This is a genomic window from Prevotella communis, from assembly GCF_022024115.1.
Taxonomy (GTDB): domain Bacteria; phylum Bacteroidota; class Bacteroidia; order Bacteroidales; family Bacteroidaceae; genus Prevotella; species Prevotella communis.
This window is the reverse complement of record NZ_CP091792.1, coordinates 2,105,960-2,122,912: the sequence shown is the minus strand read 5'-3', so window position 1 is coordinate 2,122,912 and position 16,953 is coordinate 2,105,960. Positions and strand designations below refer to the sequence as shown.

The 16,953-nt window shown below is 45.6% G+C and carries 20 protein-coding genes and 1 tRNA gene; 6 read left to right on the top strand and 15 right to left on the bottom strand.

The genetic code is table 11. The features are described from left to right. Nucleotide 1: 1 nt before the first annotated feature. The 9 genes from L6468_RS08660 to L6468_RS08625 form a co-directional block, all read right to left on the bottom strand. Nucleotides 2-274 carry a hypothetical protein gene (locus tag L6468_RS08660; protein ID WP_237792948.1) on the bottom strand — a complete coding sequence of 91 codons (273 nt, stop codon included), beginning with the start codon at nt 272-274 and terminating at the stop codon, nt 2-4. A gap of 4 nt (nt 275-278) precedes the next feature. Beyond that, nucleotides 279-1,682 (bottom strand): DNA polymerase III subunit beta, encoded by a 1,404-nt coding sequence (gene dnaN, locus L6468_RS08655; RefSeq protein ID WP_237792947.1) that lies wholly within the window; start codon nt 1,680-1,682, stop codon nt 279-281. A gap of 192 nt (nt 1,683-1,874) precedes the next feature. Further along, nucleotides 1,875-2,084: a hypothetical protein gene (locus L6468_RS08650; RefSeq protein WP_237792946.1), complete on the bottom strand. Its 210-nt coding sequence runs from the start codon at nt 2,082-2,084 to the stop codon at nt 1,875-1,877. Between the two features lie 292 nt (nt 2,085-2,376). Further along, nucleotides 2,377-3,141 (bottom strand): fibrobacter succinogenes major paralogous domain-containing protein, encoded by a 765-nt coding sequence (locus tag L6468_RS08645; RefSeq protein WP_237792945.1) that lies wholly within the window; start codon nt 3,139-3,141, stop codon nt 2,377-2,379. Between the two features lie 144 nt (nt 3,142-3,285). Then, nucleotides 3,286-3,358 (bottom strand) — tRNA-Trp (locus L6468_RS08640). Nucleotides 3,359-3,561: 203 nt separating this feature from the next. Then, a complete protein-coding gene (locus L6468_RS08635; RefSeq protein ID WP_237792944.1) occupies nt 3,562-3,756 on the bottom strand; it encodes a hypothetical protein in 195 nt (64 codons plus the stop codon). Between the two features lie 23 nt (nt 3,757-3,779). Continuing rightward, nucleotides 3,780-3,905, bottom strand: coding sequence for a hypothetical protein (locus tag L6468_RS14705; RefSeq protein WP_255779396.1), 126 nt, complete (start codon nt 3,903-3,905; stop codon nt 3,780-3,782). Next, nucleotides 3,902-4,168, bottom strand: coding sequence for a helix-turn-helix domain-containing protein (locus L6468_RS08630; protein ID WP_237792943.1), 267 nt, complete (start codon nt 4,166-4,168; stop codon nt 3,902-3,904). Before L6468_RS08630 ends, L6468_RS14705 begins: the two co-directional genes overlap by 4 nt. Nucleotides 4,169-4,252: 84 nt before the next feature. After that, nucleotides 4,253-4,450, bottom strand: coding sequence for a hypothetical protein (locus L6468_RS08625; RefSeq protein WP_237792942.1), 198 nt, complete (start codon nt 4,448-4,450; stop codon nt 4,253-4,255). Nucleotides 4,451-4,704: 254 nt separating this feature from the next. Here L6468_RS08625 and L6468_RS08620 point away from each other — a divergent pair, with 254 nt between their 5' ends. Beyond that, nucleotides 4,705-5,292: an XRE family transcriptional regulator gene (locus L6468_RS08620; RefSeq protein WP_237792941.1), complete on the top strand. Its 588-nt coding sequence runs from the start codon at nt 4,705-4,707 to the stop codon at nt 5,290-5,292. Nucleotide 5,293: 1 nt separating this feature from the next. Continuing rightward, nucleotides 5,294-5,695, top strand: coding sequence for a hypothetical protein (locus L6468_RS08615; RefSeq protein ID WP_237792940.1), 402 nt, complete (start codon nt 5,294-5,296; stop codon nt 5,693-5,695). Nucleotides 5,696-5,867: 172 nt separating this feature from the next. Here L6468_RS08615 and L6468_RS08610 read toward each other — a convergent pair whose 3' ends face one another. Next, a complete protein-coding gene (locus L6468_RS08610) occupies nt 5,868-6,269 on the bottom strand; it encodes a DUF8479 domain-containing protein (RefSeq protein ID WP_237792939.1) in 402 nt (133 codons plus the stop codon). A gap of 111 nt (nt 6,270-6,380) precedes the next feature. Between L6468_RS08610 and lepA the strand changes: the two genes are divergently transcribed. Next, nucleotides 6,381-8,162, top strand: a complete 1,782-nt coding sequence (lepA, locus tag L6468_RS08605; protein WP_091819029.1) for a translation elongation factor 4 — start codon at nt 6,381-6,383, stop codon at nt 8,160-8,162. Between the two features lie 39 nt (nt 8,163-8,201). Then, nucleotides 8,202-8,801, top strand: coding sequence for a Crp/Fnr family transcriptional regulator (locus L6468_RS08600; protein WP_091819030.1), 600 nt, complete (start codon nt 8,202-8,204; stop codon nt 8,799-8,801). Between the two features lie 96 nt (nt 8,802-8,897). Here the strand turns inward: L6468_RS08600 and L6468_RS08595 are convergent, their stop codons facing one another. Together L6468_RS08595 and L6468_RS08590 are read right to left on the bottom strand one after the other, a co-directional pair. Continuing rightward, nucleotides 8,898-10,097: a C1 family peptidase gene (locus L6468_RS08595; RefSeq protein WP_237792938.1), complete on the bottom strand. Its 1,200-nt coding sequence runs from the start codon at nt 10,095-10,097 to the stop codon at nt 8,898-8,900. 17 nt (nt 10,098-10,114) lie between these two features. Continuing rightward, nucleotides 10,115-11,506, bottom strand: a complete 1,392-nt coding sequence (locus L6468_RS08590; protein WP_237792937.1) for an aminopeptidase P family protein — start codon at nt 11,504-11,506, stop codon at nt 10,115-10,117. A gap of 99 nt (nt 11,507-11,605) precedes the next feature. On the opposite strand from L6468_RS08590, the gene L6468_RS08585 reads away from it, so the two are divergent. Then, nucleotides 11,606-12,457, top strand: coding sequence for a patatin-like phospholipase family protein (locus L6468_RS08585; protein WP_237792936.1), 852 nt, complete (start codon nt 11,606-11,608; stop codon nt 12,455-12,457). Nucleotides 12,458-12,872: 415 nt separating this feature from the next. Here the strand turns inward: L6468_RS08585 and glf are convergent, their stop codons facing one another. Continuing rightward, complete coding sequence (gene glf / locus L6468_RS08580) at nt 12,873-14,003, bottom strand: UDP-galactopyranose mutase (RefSeq protein ID WP_237792935.1); 1,131 nt, start codon at nt 14,001-14,003, stop codon at nt 12,873-12,875. A 160-nt stretch (nt 14,004-14,163) separates the two neighbouring features. Between glf and L6468_RS08575 the strand changes: the two genes are divergently transcribed. Further along, complete coding sequence (locus L6468_RS08575; protein ID WP_237792934.1) at nt 14,164-15,024, top strand: SGNH/GDSL hydrolase family protein; 861 nt, start codon at nt 14,164-14,166, stop codon at nt 15,022-15,024. Here the strand turns inward: L6468_RS08575 and L6468_RS08570 are convergent. Then, on the bottom strand, nt 14,962-15,933 hold the full coding sequence (locus tag L6468_RS08570; protein ID WP_237792933.1) for an acyltransferase family protein: 972 nt from the start codon (nt 15,931-15,933) through the stop codon (nt 14,962-14,964). The genes L6468_RS08575 and L6468_RS08570 overlap by 63 nt on opposite strands. A gap of 12 nt (nt 15,934-15,945) precedes the next feature. Further along, entirely contained in the window at nt 15,946-16,944 is a 999-nt protein-coding gene (locus L6468_RS14805) for an acyltransferase (RefSeq protein ID WP_431356685.1), read from the bottom strand. Between the last annotated feature and the right edge of the window lie 9 nt (nt 16,945-16,953).

Sequence of the window (16,953 nt, the reverse complement as noted above, 5' to 3'; positions counted from 1 at the left end):
ACTAAAGATGGATTGGTTTGCTTTCTTGTTTCTGAGGCCAGCCGTTGAGTTCATACACTCGGCGACTGGCTTCCTGCTGAGAGAGATAGCGCTCATTGGGATAGAGCGGTGATGCTGTCATTACACCATTAGGTGATGGCGGGTCGGACTTCATAATCTCGAAGTAACGGCCATGACGACGGTAGTAATACTGGCGATGCTCTTTGAAAGAGCCAGGAGGGTGATGGAAACCCTGCGCTGATGCACAGGGTACTGTTGTCTTCTGCTCGTTCATGGGCTTAGTCGTTGATAAGCATTGGCATGAGCAGAGCGGTGATTTCCTCTTCGGTGATGTCATCGTCGTTGGGGATGATGATGCAGCCGTGAGAGGGGTCAACAATCTTAAAGATGACCTCGGGAGCCGTGAGGTTCTTAAGAATCTCGATGGCACTGGCACCCTTGAATCCGATGGCGAGCTGCTTGTCAGAGAAGTCGCAGGCGACACGGTTTGTTGCCGTGCGTGAGAAGTCGAAGTCCTCAGCGTCGAGTGTGAGCACATTGTCATTGAAGGTGAACTTAATGAGATTGCTTGACTCGTTGGCGAAGGGGCTGACGCGCTGCAGGCCGTTGATCAATGAGAGGCGGTCAACCACTGCGTCGTGGTTGGTCTTCTTTGGAATAACGCTATCGTAGTTAGGATAGCGGCCCTCAATGAGTCGGAAGTTGACCGTTGTAGAGTCGAAGGTGGCCACACAGTTGTTGTCATCGAACTGGAACGTCACCTGACCACCATCTTTGCCAAGAGCGGTGTTGATGAACTTTGCAGCCTTGGCAGGCATGATGAACGAGGCGGGATGGTCAACGATGACTCCATACTCGCGGTTGCGAATGAGTCGGTGACCGTCGGATGCCACCACGTCGGTATAGTCCTTGGTGAAGTTGAAGTGGATGCCGTTCATTACTGGTCGCAACTCGTCGTGAGCTACTGCGAAGAGAGAGCGGGCGATGGCTTTCTTCACCTGTTCGGTGTCGATGTTGATGGCCGTGGACTCAGGCGATGGGAAGTGAGGCTTCGGGTACTCGTCGGAAGACTCGCAGATGAACGAGAAGGAGCCAGAGGAATGAGTGACCGTACAGTTGCCCAGTTCCAGCGATGCCTCGATGGTGATGGGCTGTTCAGAGAGTTGTTTGAGGGCGTTGGTGATGTCCTCTTGTGGCAGGCAGAAGATACCGTCGCCACCTTCATTCTCAGAGAGCTGCACCTGTGTCTGCACACAGATTTCACCATCGGAAGCCATGATGATAAGCGTGGTGTTCTTTACTTCGAGCACGAAGTCCGAGAGGATGGGCAGCGCGTTCTTCTTGTTGATGACTTTCGAGAGGGCTTTGATGTCCTCTTCGAGTGCTTTCTTTGAAACTACGAATTTCATAAGCGAATGAATTAGAAAATAAACTTGTTTGAGATAATCACAGAGTCGGTTGTACTTACGTTCAAGTGTCTCTGCCTTGTCGAACTGGTAGAAGCTAAAGTCGGCAAAGGCGAGTCCATCAGTGTTTACGGAAACGTCTATCCAGAAACGTCCGCTTTCTGCTCTTGTGTGAATCCAAAAGGAGTCACACCTGTTGGCGTAGGTCTGTTGTAGCTGCTGAAGTAGCGGCAGCATCTTCTCGGCTGACGAGAATTTCTTTTTCTTTTGCTTCATAATCTTGTGTTTTGGGGTTATGTGTACTCAGCGGAAGAGCCGCTGAGCGAGAGACTGCTTGGAGAAATGGATGCGGCCTTCACAGGTGGCATCCACTGGTTTATGAATTTCACAAATAAATATATCTGAGTAATACGGCTCGTCGCGAGAGGCTTTACTCCTTATTAATCGTATAAAGATTGATTGGGAAATTCAGTCAATGAGTTCTACGGAGCGTCCGTTGACGGTTCTGTGAAGACGAATCTTTCCTTGCCGGAACGCCTCGTTGAGTTGCTGCTTTGGGTTCTCGACGGCAGAACCATCAAGCGCTCTGAACAGTGTATTTTCTGGAACGAAGTCAGGTTGGATGTGCGCGTCGCGTCGTTGCTGACGCAGGTTGAAGAGAATGTCGAGAGCCGTCATCGTTCACGTCGGCACCAGTTGTCCGTTGACTGTTGATAACCTGCCTCGTAGGCTTCTTCTGCTGTTGCTTTCGGATGCTTGCGCAACCATTCTGCTTTTTGTTCCTTGTAGTTCATATTCTTAAAAGATTTGTTGGTCGTGGCAGGAGGACTCGAACCTCGCTCAGGCCAAACTTACTTATCCGTCGCACCATTTTACGGACTTTCTGCCACGGTTGGATGACATTCTTTCCGACCATGCCGCGCCCTCTTGTGGATGGCGGTAATCGGCATGGGCGTGAAAGAATGTGTGATTACTTCTTAGGCAACTTCTGAACAGCCCGCACAGAGAAGCCGTAGCGCCGACTGCTGTAGCTCTGAGGACTGACACTCGAACTACTGAAGCTCAAGTAGCGCGCATTCGTGGCAGAGTAGTACGTGGACGACCAGTAGTAGCCGTACGATCCGCGAAGGTAGAGCGACGCACCATAACAATATCCCGCACACGCGAAGAAGATGGAGTTGCCGTTGATTTTCGACGTTACCAAGTAGCCGTTCATTCCGTTGATCGTCTTGCGAATCCAAGTGCAGTTATCGTAGAGTTCCTGGAACTGCTCTGATGTAGGCATCAACCAAGGTTCTCCCATGTTTATACGTGCAGCGTCGTGAGAGATGTCGATATCGCCTTTCAGTTTGTAACCCTCAGTCTTCTTGTAGTTGTCTTCGGTGAAAGCACATTCCTCGGCGAAAACATCATCATCGTCACCCCAGTCATTTCCGCTGTTTACAGGATAGAGAGGTTCTGTGTTTCCCCAAGAGAAGAATGCTCCGTAATCTTCGGGTGACTTGGCACCTACGTTACGATCGGCCCAGAGAGTTCCTGACGGCAGGCCAAGATCAATAGCCTGCACGTGGGCTGGAGCAGAAACGATGTCATGCTGTTCTGTAGAAGGTGTTGCGGCATCATCTTCTTCGGTAATGAACCGATAGGCCGCACGGCAGAAGTCCACAGACTCCATGCAACTTGCATCCCCATATTTATCAAGGAGCTGCATCTTGATGTTTGTTGAATCTTTCATGCTGAATGATTTTATGTGAATAAATAGGGTGAATTGTCGTTTATTAAAAACCCTTCCGGCTCTCACGAGAGGAAAGGGTGGGTTTAGGTTTTTCGGCTCTCGCCAGAGCCATAGGTATCATTTATGAGTTCTTTGCGAATCTTGCAGATGGTGGAGGACTCGAACCCCCGACATTCGGTTTTGGAGACCGACGTTCTACCTGCTGAACTAACCATCCGTGTTGCGGCGCTTGGCGCAACCCAAGTCGTGGCGTTCTGTTTTGTCATGTGCTGGCCTAAGAGTCGTAGCCACAAAGAGTAAGTAATCAGAACGTGAATCCACTTCGGACATACCGAACCGCATAAGCGTTTCATCCTTCCTTTGTTGTATCAATAAGTCAAAGAGCGAATGTGCTGCAGGAGCAGCGACGGCGAAGAGCCGTTAGATGGCCAGTACGTGTTTGGCCCTGAGAACATCTTCGGACAACGGCTTCTTGCAGTGTCCTTCCTTAACCAGCTGTCGGAGTGTCTTTCCGCACAGCTCTTGGAACTTGTCGAAGGGTAGGTTCCACAGGCACTCATGCTGTTCGATCAGTGCCTTTACTTTGTTGTAGGTTGACGGACTGCTTTTCTTCATCCGTTCAAGTGCTTTTGCTTTGCTCATGGGGCGGTGATAATTAGAATTGTGAATAATGCTATGCAGCCGATGACGGTGAAGAAGAGTGAGAACCAGAAGTCTCTCTTCTCTCGTTTCGTCCATCCTGCGAATGGGTCTGGTAGTATCATTTTGCGAAAGCGTTTATGAGTTCGGAGCGTAGGAAGAGCAAATGTCCCTGCCTTTTGTCGCCGGACTTGACGTGAGTGTACTTGTCGATATTCTTACGCAATGTATTGGGCTTGATACCGAGAATCCTTGCTGCTGTTCTTGTGTCAACCCACTCTTCCTTCATCGGGTCTTCGTTCATCTTCTGCATGATGATGACGGCGACACGTGGAGCGAGAGCGTCGGCAAGCAGGCTGATTGACTTTGGTGAGAGTTCTATTTCCATAAATTTTGAGACAGGTAACTGATTTCTTTTCTGAGATAGACTGTTCCTGCTATGCAGACAGTCAGGAGAGTGACGAGAGCCATGTTATGACATGATGAGCTTCGTAGTCTTCACGCCACCGTATGTACTGATGGCAGTCTGGCGAATGAGGTTGGCCAGTTCTGAGTTGGTCTTGAAGGCCAGCGCATCGTAAACGGCGGTACGTCTGCATCGGACGGCCTTGCAGATTTTATCTACATTGCCGTGCGGCACTTGGATGATGGGTTTTCTTTTTGCTTTCATCGTTTTGTATTTATTTGTTAATTATTCACGTTTTATTGCCAAATTTTGTTATTATTCGCGTATTATTCGCAGGAATATGCATACGAATGGTGATAAATGCGTATCTTTGCACCCAAGATTGATTGCGGACGCATCCGTTACGAGTTCGTTTGCGAAACCATTTGCAAAAATAAGAATTATAATTCGCTAATCGAGAAATATCTGCGAAATAATAACAAACTTTTGAAAAAAGTGACACAATTAAACATATTCCTATGAACAAAGACGAGGTTTCAAAGAACATAAAAGCCTTGCTCACCAGCAGGAATCTGAATCAGAAGGGGCTTGCCAAGATGGTAGGCTTTAGCGACTCCATGATTTCTGAGATGCTGAGCGGCAAGAAGAACGTCATGCCTCTCGCCGAGAAGGTTGCAGATGTTTTTGATGTGAGTCTCGACTGGCTCTGCGGGAATGTGTCTGAAAAGGACACGCGCCCGCGTATTCTCACATACGCTTGCGCGGGTACATTATCAGAAGCCATAGAAGAATATAGCGAGCCAATGCCTGTGATAGCACAGATGCCTCGCTATGACTTCACGATCATGGTTCGTGGCGACTCCATGGAGCCAGAGTTTCGTAGTGGCGACGAGATAGCTTGCCTGAAAGTGAACGAGAAGGCTTTCGTTCAATGGGGAAAGCCTCACGTTTTGTTCACCTCGCAGGGAATTGTCGTCAAGAGACTGTATGAAGGGGAGAATGGATTTCGGTGTGTGTCTGACAATAAGCAGTACCCTGAGTTCTTCGTTCCTGGGGAAGATGTTTACTCTGTCAGTTTGGTTGTAGGTTTAGTTAGAGTGTTTTGATATGAGGAAATGGCTAATCTTTGCTTTGATGGCTTTTGCCTTCGTCGGATGTGGTGACGATGACGGCAACGACGATGTGGTGAACAAGATAGACCTTGCTCACTTCAAGCAGATACTCGTCGGCACATGGCAGACGAGTGAAGAGCATTATGGTGTCTGGGGAAAGACTATCAAGTTTTCCTCTGACGGCATGATGAACGATTCTGTTCCGTATTCGCTTTCAGTCAGAAAGAGCGTTGGCGAAATGATGGGCGGTCACGGTAACTACTACGAGTACGAGTATTGCTCTCTATATATAGACGGAGAAGGCTCGTATAGCGTACATGAAGAGGATGCAGACCATTTTACTTTCGAGAGAGTCGATGGTCATCCGTTCCAATATAACTATGAACGCGTGAAATAGTGTTTTACAAATGTTTTACACCCCAATAATAGGTTGAACCCTTAGTCGGAGATAAGCGACTGATTATCAGCGTAGAAGAGCACTCGTGAGATTATCCCTCACCTTCCGCAAAAAGGAGCCTCACTCTCCGCAAAATGAAAGGGAACCGAATCGGTTCCCTTTTTTCGTGTCGTTATTGATAGTCCTCTTTTGTGACTGTGATGTCTATGTAGGTCTTCTCCGGTTCGGCTGTAGAGCCGTAAATATAGCGGAAGCTGATGCCTTTGTTCATCAGGGCTTTGTAGGACGGCGTGTTCTTAAGTTCCTTAACCAGAGTGCCTTTTAAGTCGTTGTTGCTGACGATATTCTCTACCGTACTGTCGTTGTCGCTATTGCCTGTAAAACGGAAATACTGTGTCTGGGTGAGGGTGGGGATGTCAAACACAATACTGTCAAGATACATGTTGTCGCCTATCGGCATGGGGCATTTTGATTCTGTCACTTCACGTGCCTCACGAGCAGCCTTTTCCTCCAATGATTCCTGACAGGAAGTCAGCAGGAGTAATGCTGTTGCAAAGAGTAAAATATTCTTCATAAAAGGTGTCAAATTATTATTTTTGTGGCAAAGATACGAAAAAAAACTAAAATCGATGTTTTATTTCCGTTCTTTTTATTAACTTTGCATCGAAAAGACACGTATACGTTAATGAAGAATATCAGAAATTTCTGTATAATAGCACATATTGATCACGGCAAGTCAACGCTTGCCGATAGATTGTTGGAACGTACCAAAACCATTCAAGTGACTGAGGGTCAGATGCTTGACGATATGGATTTGGAACGCGAGAGAGGTATTACAATTAAAAGTCACGCTATCCAGATGGAGTATGAGAAGGATGGCGAGAAATATATCCTGAATTTGATTGACACTCCGGGCCATGTGGACTTCTCGTACGAGGTATCAAGAAGTATCGCTGCCTGTGAGGGTGCTCTGCTGGTGGTCGATGCTACACAGGGTGTACAGGCTCAGACCATCTCAAATCTATATATGGCTATTGATAACAATCTGGAGATTATTCCTGTTATCAACAAGATTGACATGCCCAGCGCTATGCCCGACGAGGTGGAGGATGAAATCGTAGATCTGATTGGGTGCGACCCTGAGGATATCATCCGTGCATCAGGAAAGACGGGCGAGGGTGTTGACGACATACTGAATGCCGTGGTGGATCGTATCCCTCATCCCGTGGGCGATGAGGAGGCTCCGCTTCAGGCATTGATTTTCGACTCTGTATTCAATTCCTTCCGTGGTATTATTGCTTACTTCAAGGTAAATAATGGCGTCATCCGTAAGGGCGACAAGGTGAAGTTCTTTAATACCGGTATGGAATACGAGGCCGACGAGGTGGGTGTGCTGAAGATGGACATGATTCCCCGTAAGGAGTTGCGTACTGGCGACGTAGGTTATATTATCAGCGGTATCAAGAACTCAAAGGAGGTGAAGGTGGGTGATACCATTACCCATATAGACCGTCCGTGCGAAAAGGCGATTGAGGGATTCCAGGAAGTGAAGCCTATGGTCTTCGCCGGTGTCTATCCCATCGATCCTGCAGATTATGAGAACCTGCGTGCATCGCTTGAGAAACTGCAGCTTAACGATGCCTCACTGACCTTCCAGCCTGAGTCTTCTGTGGCTCTGGGCTTCGGTTTCCGTTGCGGTTTCCTCGGACTGCTCCACATGGAGATTGTCCAGGAACGCTTGGATCGTGAGTTCGACATGGATGTGATTACCACCGTGCCCAACGTATCGTATATGTGTTATACGAAGCAGGGCGAGGTGAAAGAGGTGCACAACCCCTCTGGTCTGCCTGATCAGACGATGATAGACCATATCGAGGAACCTTATATCCGTGCATCAATCATTACGGCAGCCGACTTTATCGGACCTATCATGACGCTCTGCCTGGATAAGCGTGGTGAACTCTTGGACCAGCAGTATGTCAGCGGAAACCGTGTGGAACTGCATTTCATGTTGCCGCTGGGTGAAATCGTGATTGACTTCTATGATAAGCTGAAGAGTATCTCTAAGGGCTATGCTTCGTTCGACTATCATATCGATTCGTTCCGTCCCTCAAAGCTTGTCAAACTGGATATTCTGCTCAATGGCGAACCTGTGGATGCTTTGTCTACGCTGACCCATCAGGACAATGCCGTGACCTTTGGCCGCAGGATGTGTGAGAAGTTGAAGGAACTGATTCCGCGTCAACAGTTTGATATTGCTATCCAGGCTGCTATCGGCGCAAAGATTATAGCTCGCGAAACGGTGAAGCAGGTGCGTAAGGACGTGCTGGCCAAGTGTTATGGTGGTGACGTGAGTCGTAAGCGTAAACTGCTGGAGAAACAGAAGCGAGGCAAGAAGCGCATGAAGCAGATTGGTAATGTGGAAGTGCCACAGAAAGCCTTCCTTGCTGTGTTGAAACTTGATTAAGATTTTATTTTCTACTAACGTTATAAATACGTATAAATTATGCCAAACCTAAGTTTAACCCCGCGCGATGTGGCCCGCGAACTGGCCCGCAGATATAGTACAATGACACACGAGGAGCTTGATATCCTTGAGAGCGTGCTCGTGCCCATGAAGTTTGCCAAGAACGAAAAGATTCTGGGCGAAGGTGAAACATGTGAATATATTTACTGGGTAGTCAAGGGTTTGGTACGACAGTATTACTTCAAGAACGGTAAGGAACTGACGGAGTATATGGCTACCGAGAACACCATCGTGATGAGTATCGAGAGTCTGTTTAAGGAAAAGCCCTCTTCGCAGATCATCCATGCGCTCGAGCCAACCATCGTTTATGCGATGCCAAAGAAAGAACTTGAGGCTGTGGCTATGCGTAGCGTGAACATTCAGATTCTGTATCGTAAGATTCTGGAGGAGTCGCTGATTATCAGTCAGCAGCATGCAGATATGTTGCGCTTCGAGAGTGCTCAGGACCGTTATCAGAAACTGGTGAAGAGCAGTCCGCAGCTGGTGTTGCGTGCTCCCTTGGTATATATTGCCAGCTATCTGCAGATGACGCCAGAGACATTGAGTCGTGTGCGTACAGCGGTATTATTGAATTCATAAAAAATCTGTTTATAGTAATTTTAATTAAGGTTAATATAAGAAAAGGCTCTGCTGTGAAGCAGGGCCTTTTCATTTGTAGTTATATGATGGGGTTCCTTAGATTCCCAGTTTCTTGCGGATATCCTTGGGGATAGCGTTCTTGTTGACGAGGAAGTCCATTGTGTTGGCTGCGATGAAGGTCTTGGTCATATACCAAATACCCTTGTATTCGCCAGTCTCACCCCATGAGTTCTTCACCATGTAGTACTCCTTGCCGTTCTGGTCCTTGGCCACGCCGTAGATCAGCATGCCGTGGTCGTCGGTCAGCTCCCAGTTGTCGAAACGCTCCTGACGCAGTTCCTGTGTAGGTGTAATCTCAGGCACGTTGCAGCCCAGAGAGTCGATGAGGTTCTTTTTCTTGGCAGCTGTCATCTTCAGCCATTTTGCCATATCGCTACCCTGCAGACTCTCGGTCTTCTTGGTGTCGATGGCGTAGGCCAGACCCTGACGTGTGAAACCATCTTCACTCACGTCGCCGCCCCATGCTATGGTGTAACCCTTCTCAATGGCATTGTCGATAACCTTCATCATCTCGTCCATAGGCAGGTTGTATGACAGGGGGAAGCGCCAGTTGTCCTGCACCTCTACAGCGAAAGCGCTATAGAAGGGGTGGTGTGTATAACTGGTGATGCTGACATAGTCATCCAGATTGATGCCCAGGCTCTTCACGAAAGTCTGTGGGGTGTATTTCTTGCCCTCGTAGGTAAACTCCTCAGGACACTTACCCAGGTAGGCGTCGAGGATCCCCTGCAGACCAACCTTCCACTGACCGCTGATCTTCTTGGCTGAGCTCTTGGCGATAGCAGCCACGTAAGGCTCCATCAGAGAGAAAAACTCATTGAAGTTGTTCAGTGAGTCGCCATACAGCGAACCGGGGAAAGGCATGGTGCCCTCGGGTACGATACCGTGTTTCTTCATCGTAGCCAGCACGTCTTCGGCGCTACCGCCCTGAGAGAACTGACAGTCGCCATGGAAGCGAACCACCTGTGTAGCACGTTCCATATAGGTCTTGTTGGCAACGAATGACTCGCAGAGGTCGTATGTCTTGCCTGTAGCCTTCAGAATCTCAGCCTCGAAGAATGAGATGGTGCTGTAGTCCCAACAGGTACCGCTGCGGTTCTGGTCCTTGATGCTTGTAATTGGATTCTCCTTAATGGTTGTGAATACAGGCTTGTTGCTGGCCTTCTTCTCGGCCTCCTGAGCCTGTGCACCAGCAGCCATGAGGCTGATCAGTGCGAGTGATAAAACTTTCTTCATTTTTTGGTGTTTAATAATTAATTGTTTTTCATAAAGTCTTCCAGTTCTTGTGGGTGATAGGGGATACGCTTGCTGCCCATGAAGCGGCAACCGTCCTCAGTAATCAGCAGGTCATCCTCAATGCGGATACCGCCAAAGTCCTTGTAGGTCTCTAGCAGGTCAAAGTTGAGGAACTCCTTGCAGTGTCCTTCTTTCTTCCAAAGGTCGATGAGGTGGGGGATGAAGTAGATACCTGGTTCATCAGTTACGACGAAGCCTGGTTCCAGTTTGCGTCCCATGCGCAGGCAGTTGGTACCAAACTGTTCCAGATTGGGGCGTGTCTCCTCGTCGAAACCTACGTATATCTGGCCCAGTCCTTCCATATCGTGTACGTCCATACCCATCATATGTCCCAGTCCGTGAGGCAGGAACATGGCGTGGGCACCAGCACGTACGGCTTCTTCCGTGTCACCTTTCATCAGTCCCAATTCCTTCAACCGGTCGGTCATCAGACGGCATACGGCGAAGTGCACGTCTGCGTATTTCACGCCAGGCTTAGCCACCTCCAGTACGTAGTCGTGACAAGCCTCTACGATAGAGTATATCTCCAGTTGTTTCTGGGTGAACTTACCGTTAACGGGCATCGTACGTGTATTGTCTGAGCAATAATCATTCAGTTCGCAACCGGCATCACACAGTACTAATCGTCCGTCCTCCAGGGGAGCGTCAGATGGGTTGCCGTGCATAATCTCGCCATGCTGACTGAAGATGGTGGCGAAACTGACGCCTTGTGCCAGACTGCGGGCAATGCCATCTACCTGTCCGCCGATGAAGCGCTCGGTCACACCAGGCTTAATCAGCAGCTGTGCTGTGGTATGCATGGCATAACCTACATCACAAGCTTTCTCAATAGCCTCTATTTCCTGCGGCTCCTTCGTAGCACGCATCTTCACCACAGCTTTAATCAAATCGAGTGAAGCCTTTTCCTTCTGTTGCGATGGGTGGATGCCCAGCAAGTCCATAATCTGGATCTTGGTATCGAAACGGTATGGCGGCAGAAAATGGATAGAACGTCCGTTAGCCTTGTCGCAAAGAACTTTTAACTGTGCCATAGGGGCTGTCTTGCTGACACCTACCTCAGTGCCCAAATCTGCCACACTGGGTGTGTAGCCCATCCATACGATATCCTCTACGTCGATATCATCACCGAAGAGCCATTCCTCGTCGTTGTCTATGTCGATAACACCTACCAGTCCGTCTCTGTGCTGACCGAAGTAGTACAGAAACGAAGAGTCCTGACGGAAAGGTGCATAGCCGTTGGCAGGATAATTGGCGGGCGACTCGTTATTACCGAAGAGCACCACCACACCGTTTCCTACCAGCTTTTTCAGCTGTGCACGGCGTCTGATATAAGTCTCTTTTTCAAACATTTTGATAAGAAAATTAAGTCCAAAGTTTAAAAACGTTGCAAAATTACGCATTTTTTATGGAAAAATATTAATTTTGCAGCATAAAAAACTTTAATAGTGATGATTCAGCGTCTTGACAGACATACAGGACTGGTTCTTGAGGGTGGTGGCATGCGTGGTGTATTCACCAGTGGGGTGCTTGATGCCTTCATGAAATATGAACTATATTTCCCTTATGTGGTAGCTGTTTCGGCAGGTGCCTGCAATGGTCTTTCGTATATGAGCCGGCAGCCTCGTCGTGCGCGTTATTCCAATATCGACATGTTGCGCAAATATGGCTATATCTCGCTGAAGAATCTCCTTGTTCAGGGTTGCATCTTTGATCCCAACATCCTCTATGAGCGCTTTCCTGCTGAAATCGTTCCTTTCGACTATAAGGCCTATGCTGCCAATCCGGCTCCTTTTGAGATGGTCACCACCAACTGTCTTACAGGACAGGCTGAGTATCTCAGTGAGAAGCATGACGCACGTCGTATTACGGCAATAGCCAAAGCCAGCAGCTCGCTGCCTTACGTCGCCCAGATCACGATGGTCGATGGTATCCCTATGCTCGATGGTGGCATTATCGACTCCATTCCCGTACTTCGTGCTACTAGTCAAGGTCATCCGTTTAATGTCGTTGTCATGACACGCAACAAGGGCTTTCGTTCTACCGAGCGCGATGTCAATATACCTTCTTTTATATATAAAGAGTATCCGCATCTGCGTGAAGCTTTGAGCCACCGTGTTGAGGCCTACAACCAACAACTGGAGATGGTGGAGTGCATGGAGCGTTGGGGGGAAATACTCGTCATCCGTCCGCAGCGCAAGATGGAAGTGGGTAGAACTTGTGGCGATGTCGCAAAGTTGGAACGTCTCTACGAGGAAGGCTTCCGTGAGGGAGAGAAGTTCTGTCAGATGTTCCGATTTTAGGATTTTGTCCTGATTTTTGTGGCATGTATTCGTGTGTCGTGGGTTATTCAAAAAATAACTTGATTTTGACTCAAAAACAGGTTGAAAAATAATTTTTCTAAGTTGATTACTCTTCAAAAGTAAGTTGAATGTCAAAATGTGGTAATTTTGTCTTTCTTTGCATGAAACTTCAAATATAATATATACTAAAGTATATATCATATTTGTGATTCGAGTGTATCGAGAAATACTACCTTTCTATAAGGAAACTATTCACCTCGAGCCAAATGTATTTTCTATAGGAAAAGGTTAAAATCTCGTGACACTCGATACATTCATGAGTATGCTTGGAGTGTATACGTGTCAAATAATCAGAATATGTATATGATAAAATTCAATGCTATCAAATAAGTCAATATCTTCACAATAAATGTGTTTAGAATTGCATTATTTTCTCAATAATTGGTGCCATATCGTAGTACTTGTATTCCGCCAATCGTCCTCCAAAGGTGACATGTGGCTCTTGATCAGCAAGTTCCTTGTATTTCGTATAAAGTTGGTTGTTTCGTTCATCGTTAACGGTATAGAAAGGTTCTATGCCAGGATGCCATTCTGAAGAGTATTCCCAGGAAATGACGGTCTTGGGGCACTGGTAAACCTCATCTCCAAACATCTCGAAATGTTTATGTTCAATAATGCGGGTATAGGGAACGTTGGCGTCAGTGAAGTTCATAACGGCGTTTCCTTGGTAATTGGGCATGTCGAGTGTCTCTTGCTCAAATCGAACACTGCGCCATTCCAATTGCCCGAAGCGATAGTCAAAGAATTCATCTATCTTGCCAGTGTAGAGAATGTGGTCCGCAATATTTTCCCAATGCTGTCGATCTTCAAAGAAATTCGTGTTGACATGTGTTTCAATACCATCAAGTAATCCATCTATGAGTTTGTTATATCCCCCAATGGGAATCCCCTGGTATCGATCACTGAAGTAGTTGTTGTCATGAACAAAACGAACGGGCAGACGCTTGATGATAAAAGCAGGCAGGTCTGTACATTTGCGCCCCCATTGTTTTTCTGTATATCCCTTTATCAATGTTTCATAAATATCCTTGCCAATTAATAATAGGGCTTGCTCCTCCAAATTCCTTGGTTCCGTAATTCCATCGTTTCGCATCCTTGTCAGTGCCTCCTGACGTTGCTCGTCAATCTTTTGACGAGCTTCTTCAGGGGTCAGAACGCCCCACATCTGGTAGAACGTATTCATATTGAACGGCAAGTTATACTGTTTACCTTGATAGTTGGCAATGGGGGAGTTCGTGTAGCGATTGAACTCTACGATGCCATTCGCAAATTCCCACACGCGCTTGTTGCTTGTGTGGAAAATATGAGCACCATATTTATGTACATTGATGCCTTCAACGTTTTCGCAATAGATGTTGCCTCCAAGGTGCGGACGGATATCAATGACAAGACAGCGCTTGCCCTCTTGCTTGGCTTTATAAGCTGCGGTAGCACCATAGATGCCGGCACCAACAATGAGTAGGTCGTAGTCTTTCTTGTTGTTCATAATTGGCTTATTTTGTGCAAAGATAATAAGAAAAACGGATGTTGCCAACGCTTTTGAAAAATAAATTGCAACTTCTTTTGGAGAATTTATTGAAAGTTCGTATTTTTGCACGAACTGTGTATGGTGTGTTTAGTCTAATGATGATAGTAGTTGTTCTGATATGAAACGTTCTTTTTTGATATTAGGTGTTTTGGTTGTTCTGATAATGACCATGCTTGTTGGGGCTTATTACTATTATTATTGTAATTGGAAGCATATGTGGAGTATTGCTTCAACTTGTGAAATCTATAAAATAGACAAGGTTGATGATGACACGATTCGTGTATTGATAATAGGTGACAGTTGGGCAGCCAATCATTCTTGGATGCAGATGGATTCTTTTCTTCAGGAAAGGCTGGAAGAACGTGTAACCAAGCCGGTTGCAGTAAAGTCAAAAGGAAGAGGTGGAGAAAAAAGCAAAGGGATATATCAATTGTTGTTCCAATCTGAAGGTGATGGTACCAAAAAGTTGTTCTTGTCTGGTGCTGATTATTGCATCATCTCTGCTGGGATTAACGATGCTGCTGCTAATTGGGGTACAGAACAGTTTTGTGCCCACTATCTCAAAATAATAAATTTTCTTTTGTTCAATGGTGTTTGCCCTGTAGTCATAGAAATACCAAATGTTGACATTAAAGGACTATATAAAGGAAAAAACACTAAAGACTCGTTCGTAGATTTTTTACGATCTACTATGACTCATAGCGGTATGTATAATTATCCAGAATACCGTGAAGCTCTTTTTGCTATGCTTGATGAAAATGGCCTTAGAGATAAGGTCTTGATTGTTTCTCTGAGGGATTGGTACGGTGACAGCGCTGAAATGAATTGGTCTTTCTTCCTTAACGATGGCATTCATCTTAATCACCAGGGCTATGAACTTCTTGATACGGGGATAGCTACGGCTATTGCCAATGATTTACGAGAAAAATCTATTAGTGAGTCGGTTAATGAGCCAATGGGTCAGTATGCCCAATATTGATGAGACAAGTATGAGTGCGAATGTGATGGTGTCGTGCCATGCAGAGGGAACGATAAATCTTCCGTCTATAATCAAGTTAAAGAAGATACATTGAATAAGGTAAACTTCTAGACTTGCTTTTCCTATATGAGAGATGATAGGATTAATCTTCTTGATGCATTTTGAAATGAAAATGAAAATGAAGGCAAAGACTGGTAATAAAAATAATAGAGAGAAATACTTATAGTTGTATATCTCATGATGATGAGGAAATAAGAACACAAAACACGGAATACCAATTGCAAGGATGCTATAGTAATACATTTTTGAGGCTTCATTTTTCATCCAATATGCACATAACATTCCAAAAACAAAAGCGGGAAAACGATATAGCATGAAAAAATGAGGATCCTTGGCTTCAAAGATGTCTTTTGCTACAACATAAAAGGCACTAAGTAAGATGATGGTCAGTATCGTTGAGAGTGTAATGTGCTTTCTTTTGTCTATCAGTAACTTGATAAATGGGGCTATGAGGTAGAAGGATATGATAGTTGGAATATACCATTCCCAATAGGGGATACCAGTCCAAAACCCAATAGTGGTATAGCGGATTAGATAGGTTAAAATACTATCATGGAAAACAATCAGACTAGCAAAGATTCCTAAAAAGAAATAGGTCGGGAAAATGCGCAAAATGCGTCGTTGGTAATATTGGCTTATGTTTGGATTTTTGTCAAGAGAGAAAAACAGGCCAAAGCCAGATACCAACATAAAGATGTCTACACCCGCAAATCCATATTGTGCTACAAAACCCAATGGCGTGATTTGGGTAAAAGTGAAATGTAGCATCATAATCCAAATGATGGCCCATCCCATCAGTTCAGAGCGATAGGTTGAGATATCTTTATATTCAAAACGAATGATGTTCATGACTATTGTAGATTAGGGTACTAAATATTTGAGATATTTATTCTTCTGCAGAAGGTACACAAGAAGTACTGATGAAAGATATACAATGATGATAGATATGGGTATAAATACCACCTCCTCTCTATTGATTACTTTTCCAATAATTGAGATAAGAAACGTATGGATTAGATACACTCCTAAACTTTTCGAGGAAAGAAAGGTACAAATGCGATGATTCTTTTCATTTATTGTAAACAGCCTCTTGAAAAGAAGGAAGATAAAGATGGCAGGAAAAATGGCATAAGGGCCGAGATATGAGAATAAGGCTGGATTCTCTGACTCAGAAAAATAGACTAGCACATAGCGTCCTGTCAGAGAGACGAGAGCTATAGCCCCTAACAGTGTCATCCATAGGTCGTCTGTCTCGATTGTTGAATGACTAAGATAGTAACCAACAAATACGTATATAGCATACCCTCCAATAGGGAATGATATGTCTACTTGTATATTTGTGAAGTAGAATACTGTTGGAATAACCGTTTGAAACAGACCTAACAGCAGGCATAGATACATGATTTGTTTCATGGACATGGCTTGCTTCAGAATTGAAAGGAATGGCATGAAAGCATAGATTAGGAAAAGGTCGATAAAAAACCAATAGTTGGTTAATGGTATCTTGCCTGTACAGATATTTTTCAAAACCTCTCTCCATGAAAGAAGGTCGGTCCCATGGCAAGAGATGTATAATGAATAGAAGAATATACTCCAAAATATGAAGGGGATGAAAGTGCGGGTAAAACGTTTTTTGAAGAATGTAGTCGTTGTGTACTTTTTTCGGTAGTTCAGAAGAGTTGCTCCTGAAAGCATGAAAAATACTGGAACAGCAAAGAAACAAACCACCTCGACAAGTACCCTTAGCCACCACCAGCTATCCTTTATGAAAGAATGCACAAAGCCATTACAATGCAAGCATACTACGCAGATGCATGCTACCACATTGAGAATATCAAAATACCAAACCCTTTGTTTCATTTTTTTGTT

What these genes read in the sequence shown, in the direction of transcription:
- L6468_RS08660 (WP_237792948.1), bottom strand. Translation starts at nt 274, where the DNA reads ATGAACGAGCAGAAGACAACAGTACCCTGTGCATCAGCGCAGGGTTTC.
- dnaN (WP_237792947.1), bottom strand. Translation starts at nt 1,682, where the DNA reads ATGAAGCAAAAGAAAAAGAAATTCTCGTCAGCCGAGAAGATGCTGCCG.
- L6468_RS08650 (WP_237792946.1), bottom strand. Translation starts at nt 2,084, where the DNA reads ATGACGGCTCTCGACATTCTCTTCAACCTGCGTCAGCAACGACGCGAC.
- L6468_RS08645 (WP_237792945.1), bottom strand. Translation starts at nt 3,141, where the DNA reads ATGAAAGATTCAACAAACATCAAGATGCAGCTCCTTGATAAATATGGG.
- L6468_RS08635 (WP_237792944.1), bottom strand. Translation starts at nt 3,756, where the DNA reads ATGAAGAAAAGCAGTCCGTCAACCTACAACAAAGTAAAGGCACTGATC.
- L6468_RS14705 (WP_255779396.1), bottom strand. Translation starts at nt 3,905, where the DNA reads ATGATACTACCAGACCCATTCGCAGGATGGACGAAACGAGAGAAGAGA.
- L6468_RS08630 (WP_237792943.1), bottom strand. Translation starts at nt 4,168, where the DNA reads ATGGAAATAGAACTCTCACCAAAGTCAATCAGCCTGCTTGCCGACGCT.
- L6468_RS08625 (WP_237792942.1), bottom strand. Translation starts at nt 4,450, where the DNA reads ATGAAAGCAAAAAGAAAACCCATCATCCAAGTGCCGCACGGCAATGTA.
- L6468_RS08620 (WP_237792941.1), top strand. Translation starts at nt 4,705, where the DNA reads ATGAACAAAGACGAGGTTTCAAAGAACATAAAAGCCTTGCTCACCAGC.
- L6468_RS08615 (WP_237792940.1), top strand. Translation starts at nt 5,294, where the DNA reads ATGAGGAAATGGCTAATCTTTGCTTTGATGGCTTTTGCCTTCGTCGGA.
- L6468_RS08610 (WP_237792939.1), bottom strand. Translation starts at nt 6,269, where the DNA reads ATGAAGAATATTTTACTCTTTGCAACAGCATTACTCCTGCTGACTTCC.
- lepA (WP_091819029.1), top strand. Translation starts at nt 6,381, where the DNA reads ATGAAGAATATCAGAAATTTCTGTATAATAGCACATATTGATCACGGC.
- L6468_RS08600 (WP_091819030.1), top strand. Translation starts at nt 8,202, where the DNA reads ATGCCAAACCTAAGTTTAACCCCGCGCGATGTGGCCCGCGAACTGGCC.
- L6468_RS08595 (WP_237792938.1), bottom strand. Translation starts at nt 10,097, where the DNA reads ATGAAGAAAGTTTTATCACTCGCACTGATCAGCCTCATGGCTGCTGGT.
- L6468_RS08590 (WP_237792937.1), bottom strand. Translation starts at nt 11,506, where the DNA reads ATGTTTGAAAAAGAGACTTATATCAGACGCCGTGCACAGCTGAAAAAG.
- L6468_RS08585 (WP_237792936.1), top strand. Translation starts at nt 11,606, where the DNA reads ATGATTCAGCGTCTTGACAGACATACAGGACTGGTTCTTGAGGGTGGT.
- glf (WP_237792935.1), bottom strand. Translation starts at nt 14,003, where the DNA reads ATGAACAACAAGAAAGACTACGACCTACTCATTGTTGGTGCCGGCATC.
- L6468_RS08575 (WP_237792934.1), top strand. Translation starts at nt 14,164, where the DNA reads ATGAAACGTTCTTTTTTGATATTAGGTGTTTTGGTTGTTCTGATAATG.
- L6468_RS08570 (WP_237792933.1), bottom strand. Translation starts at nt 15,933, where the DNA reads ATGAACATCATTCGTTTTGAATATAAAGATATCTCAACCTATCGCTCT.
- L6468_RS14805 (WP_431356685.1), bottom strand. Translation starts at nt 16,944, where the DNA reads ATGAAACAAAGGGTTTGGTATTTTGATATTCTCAATGTGGTAGCATGC.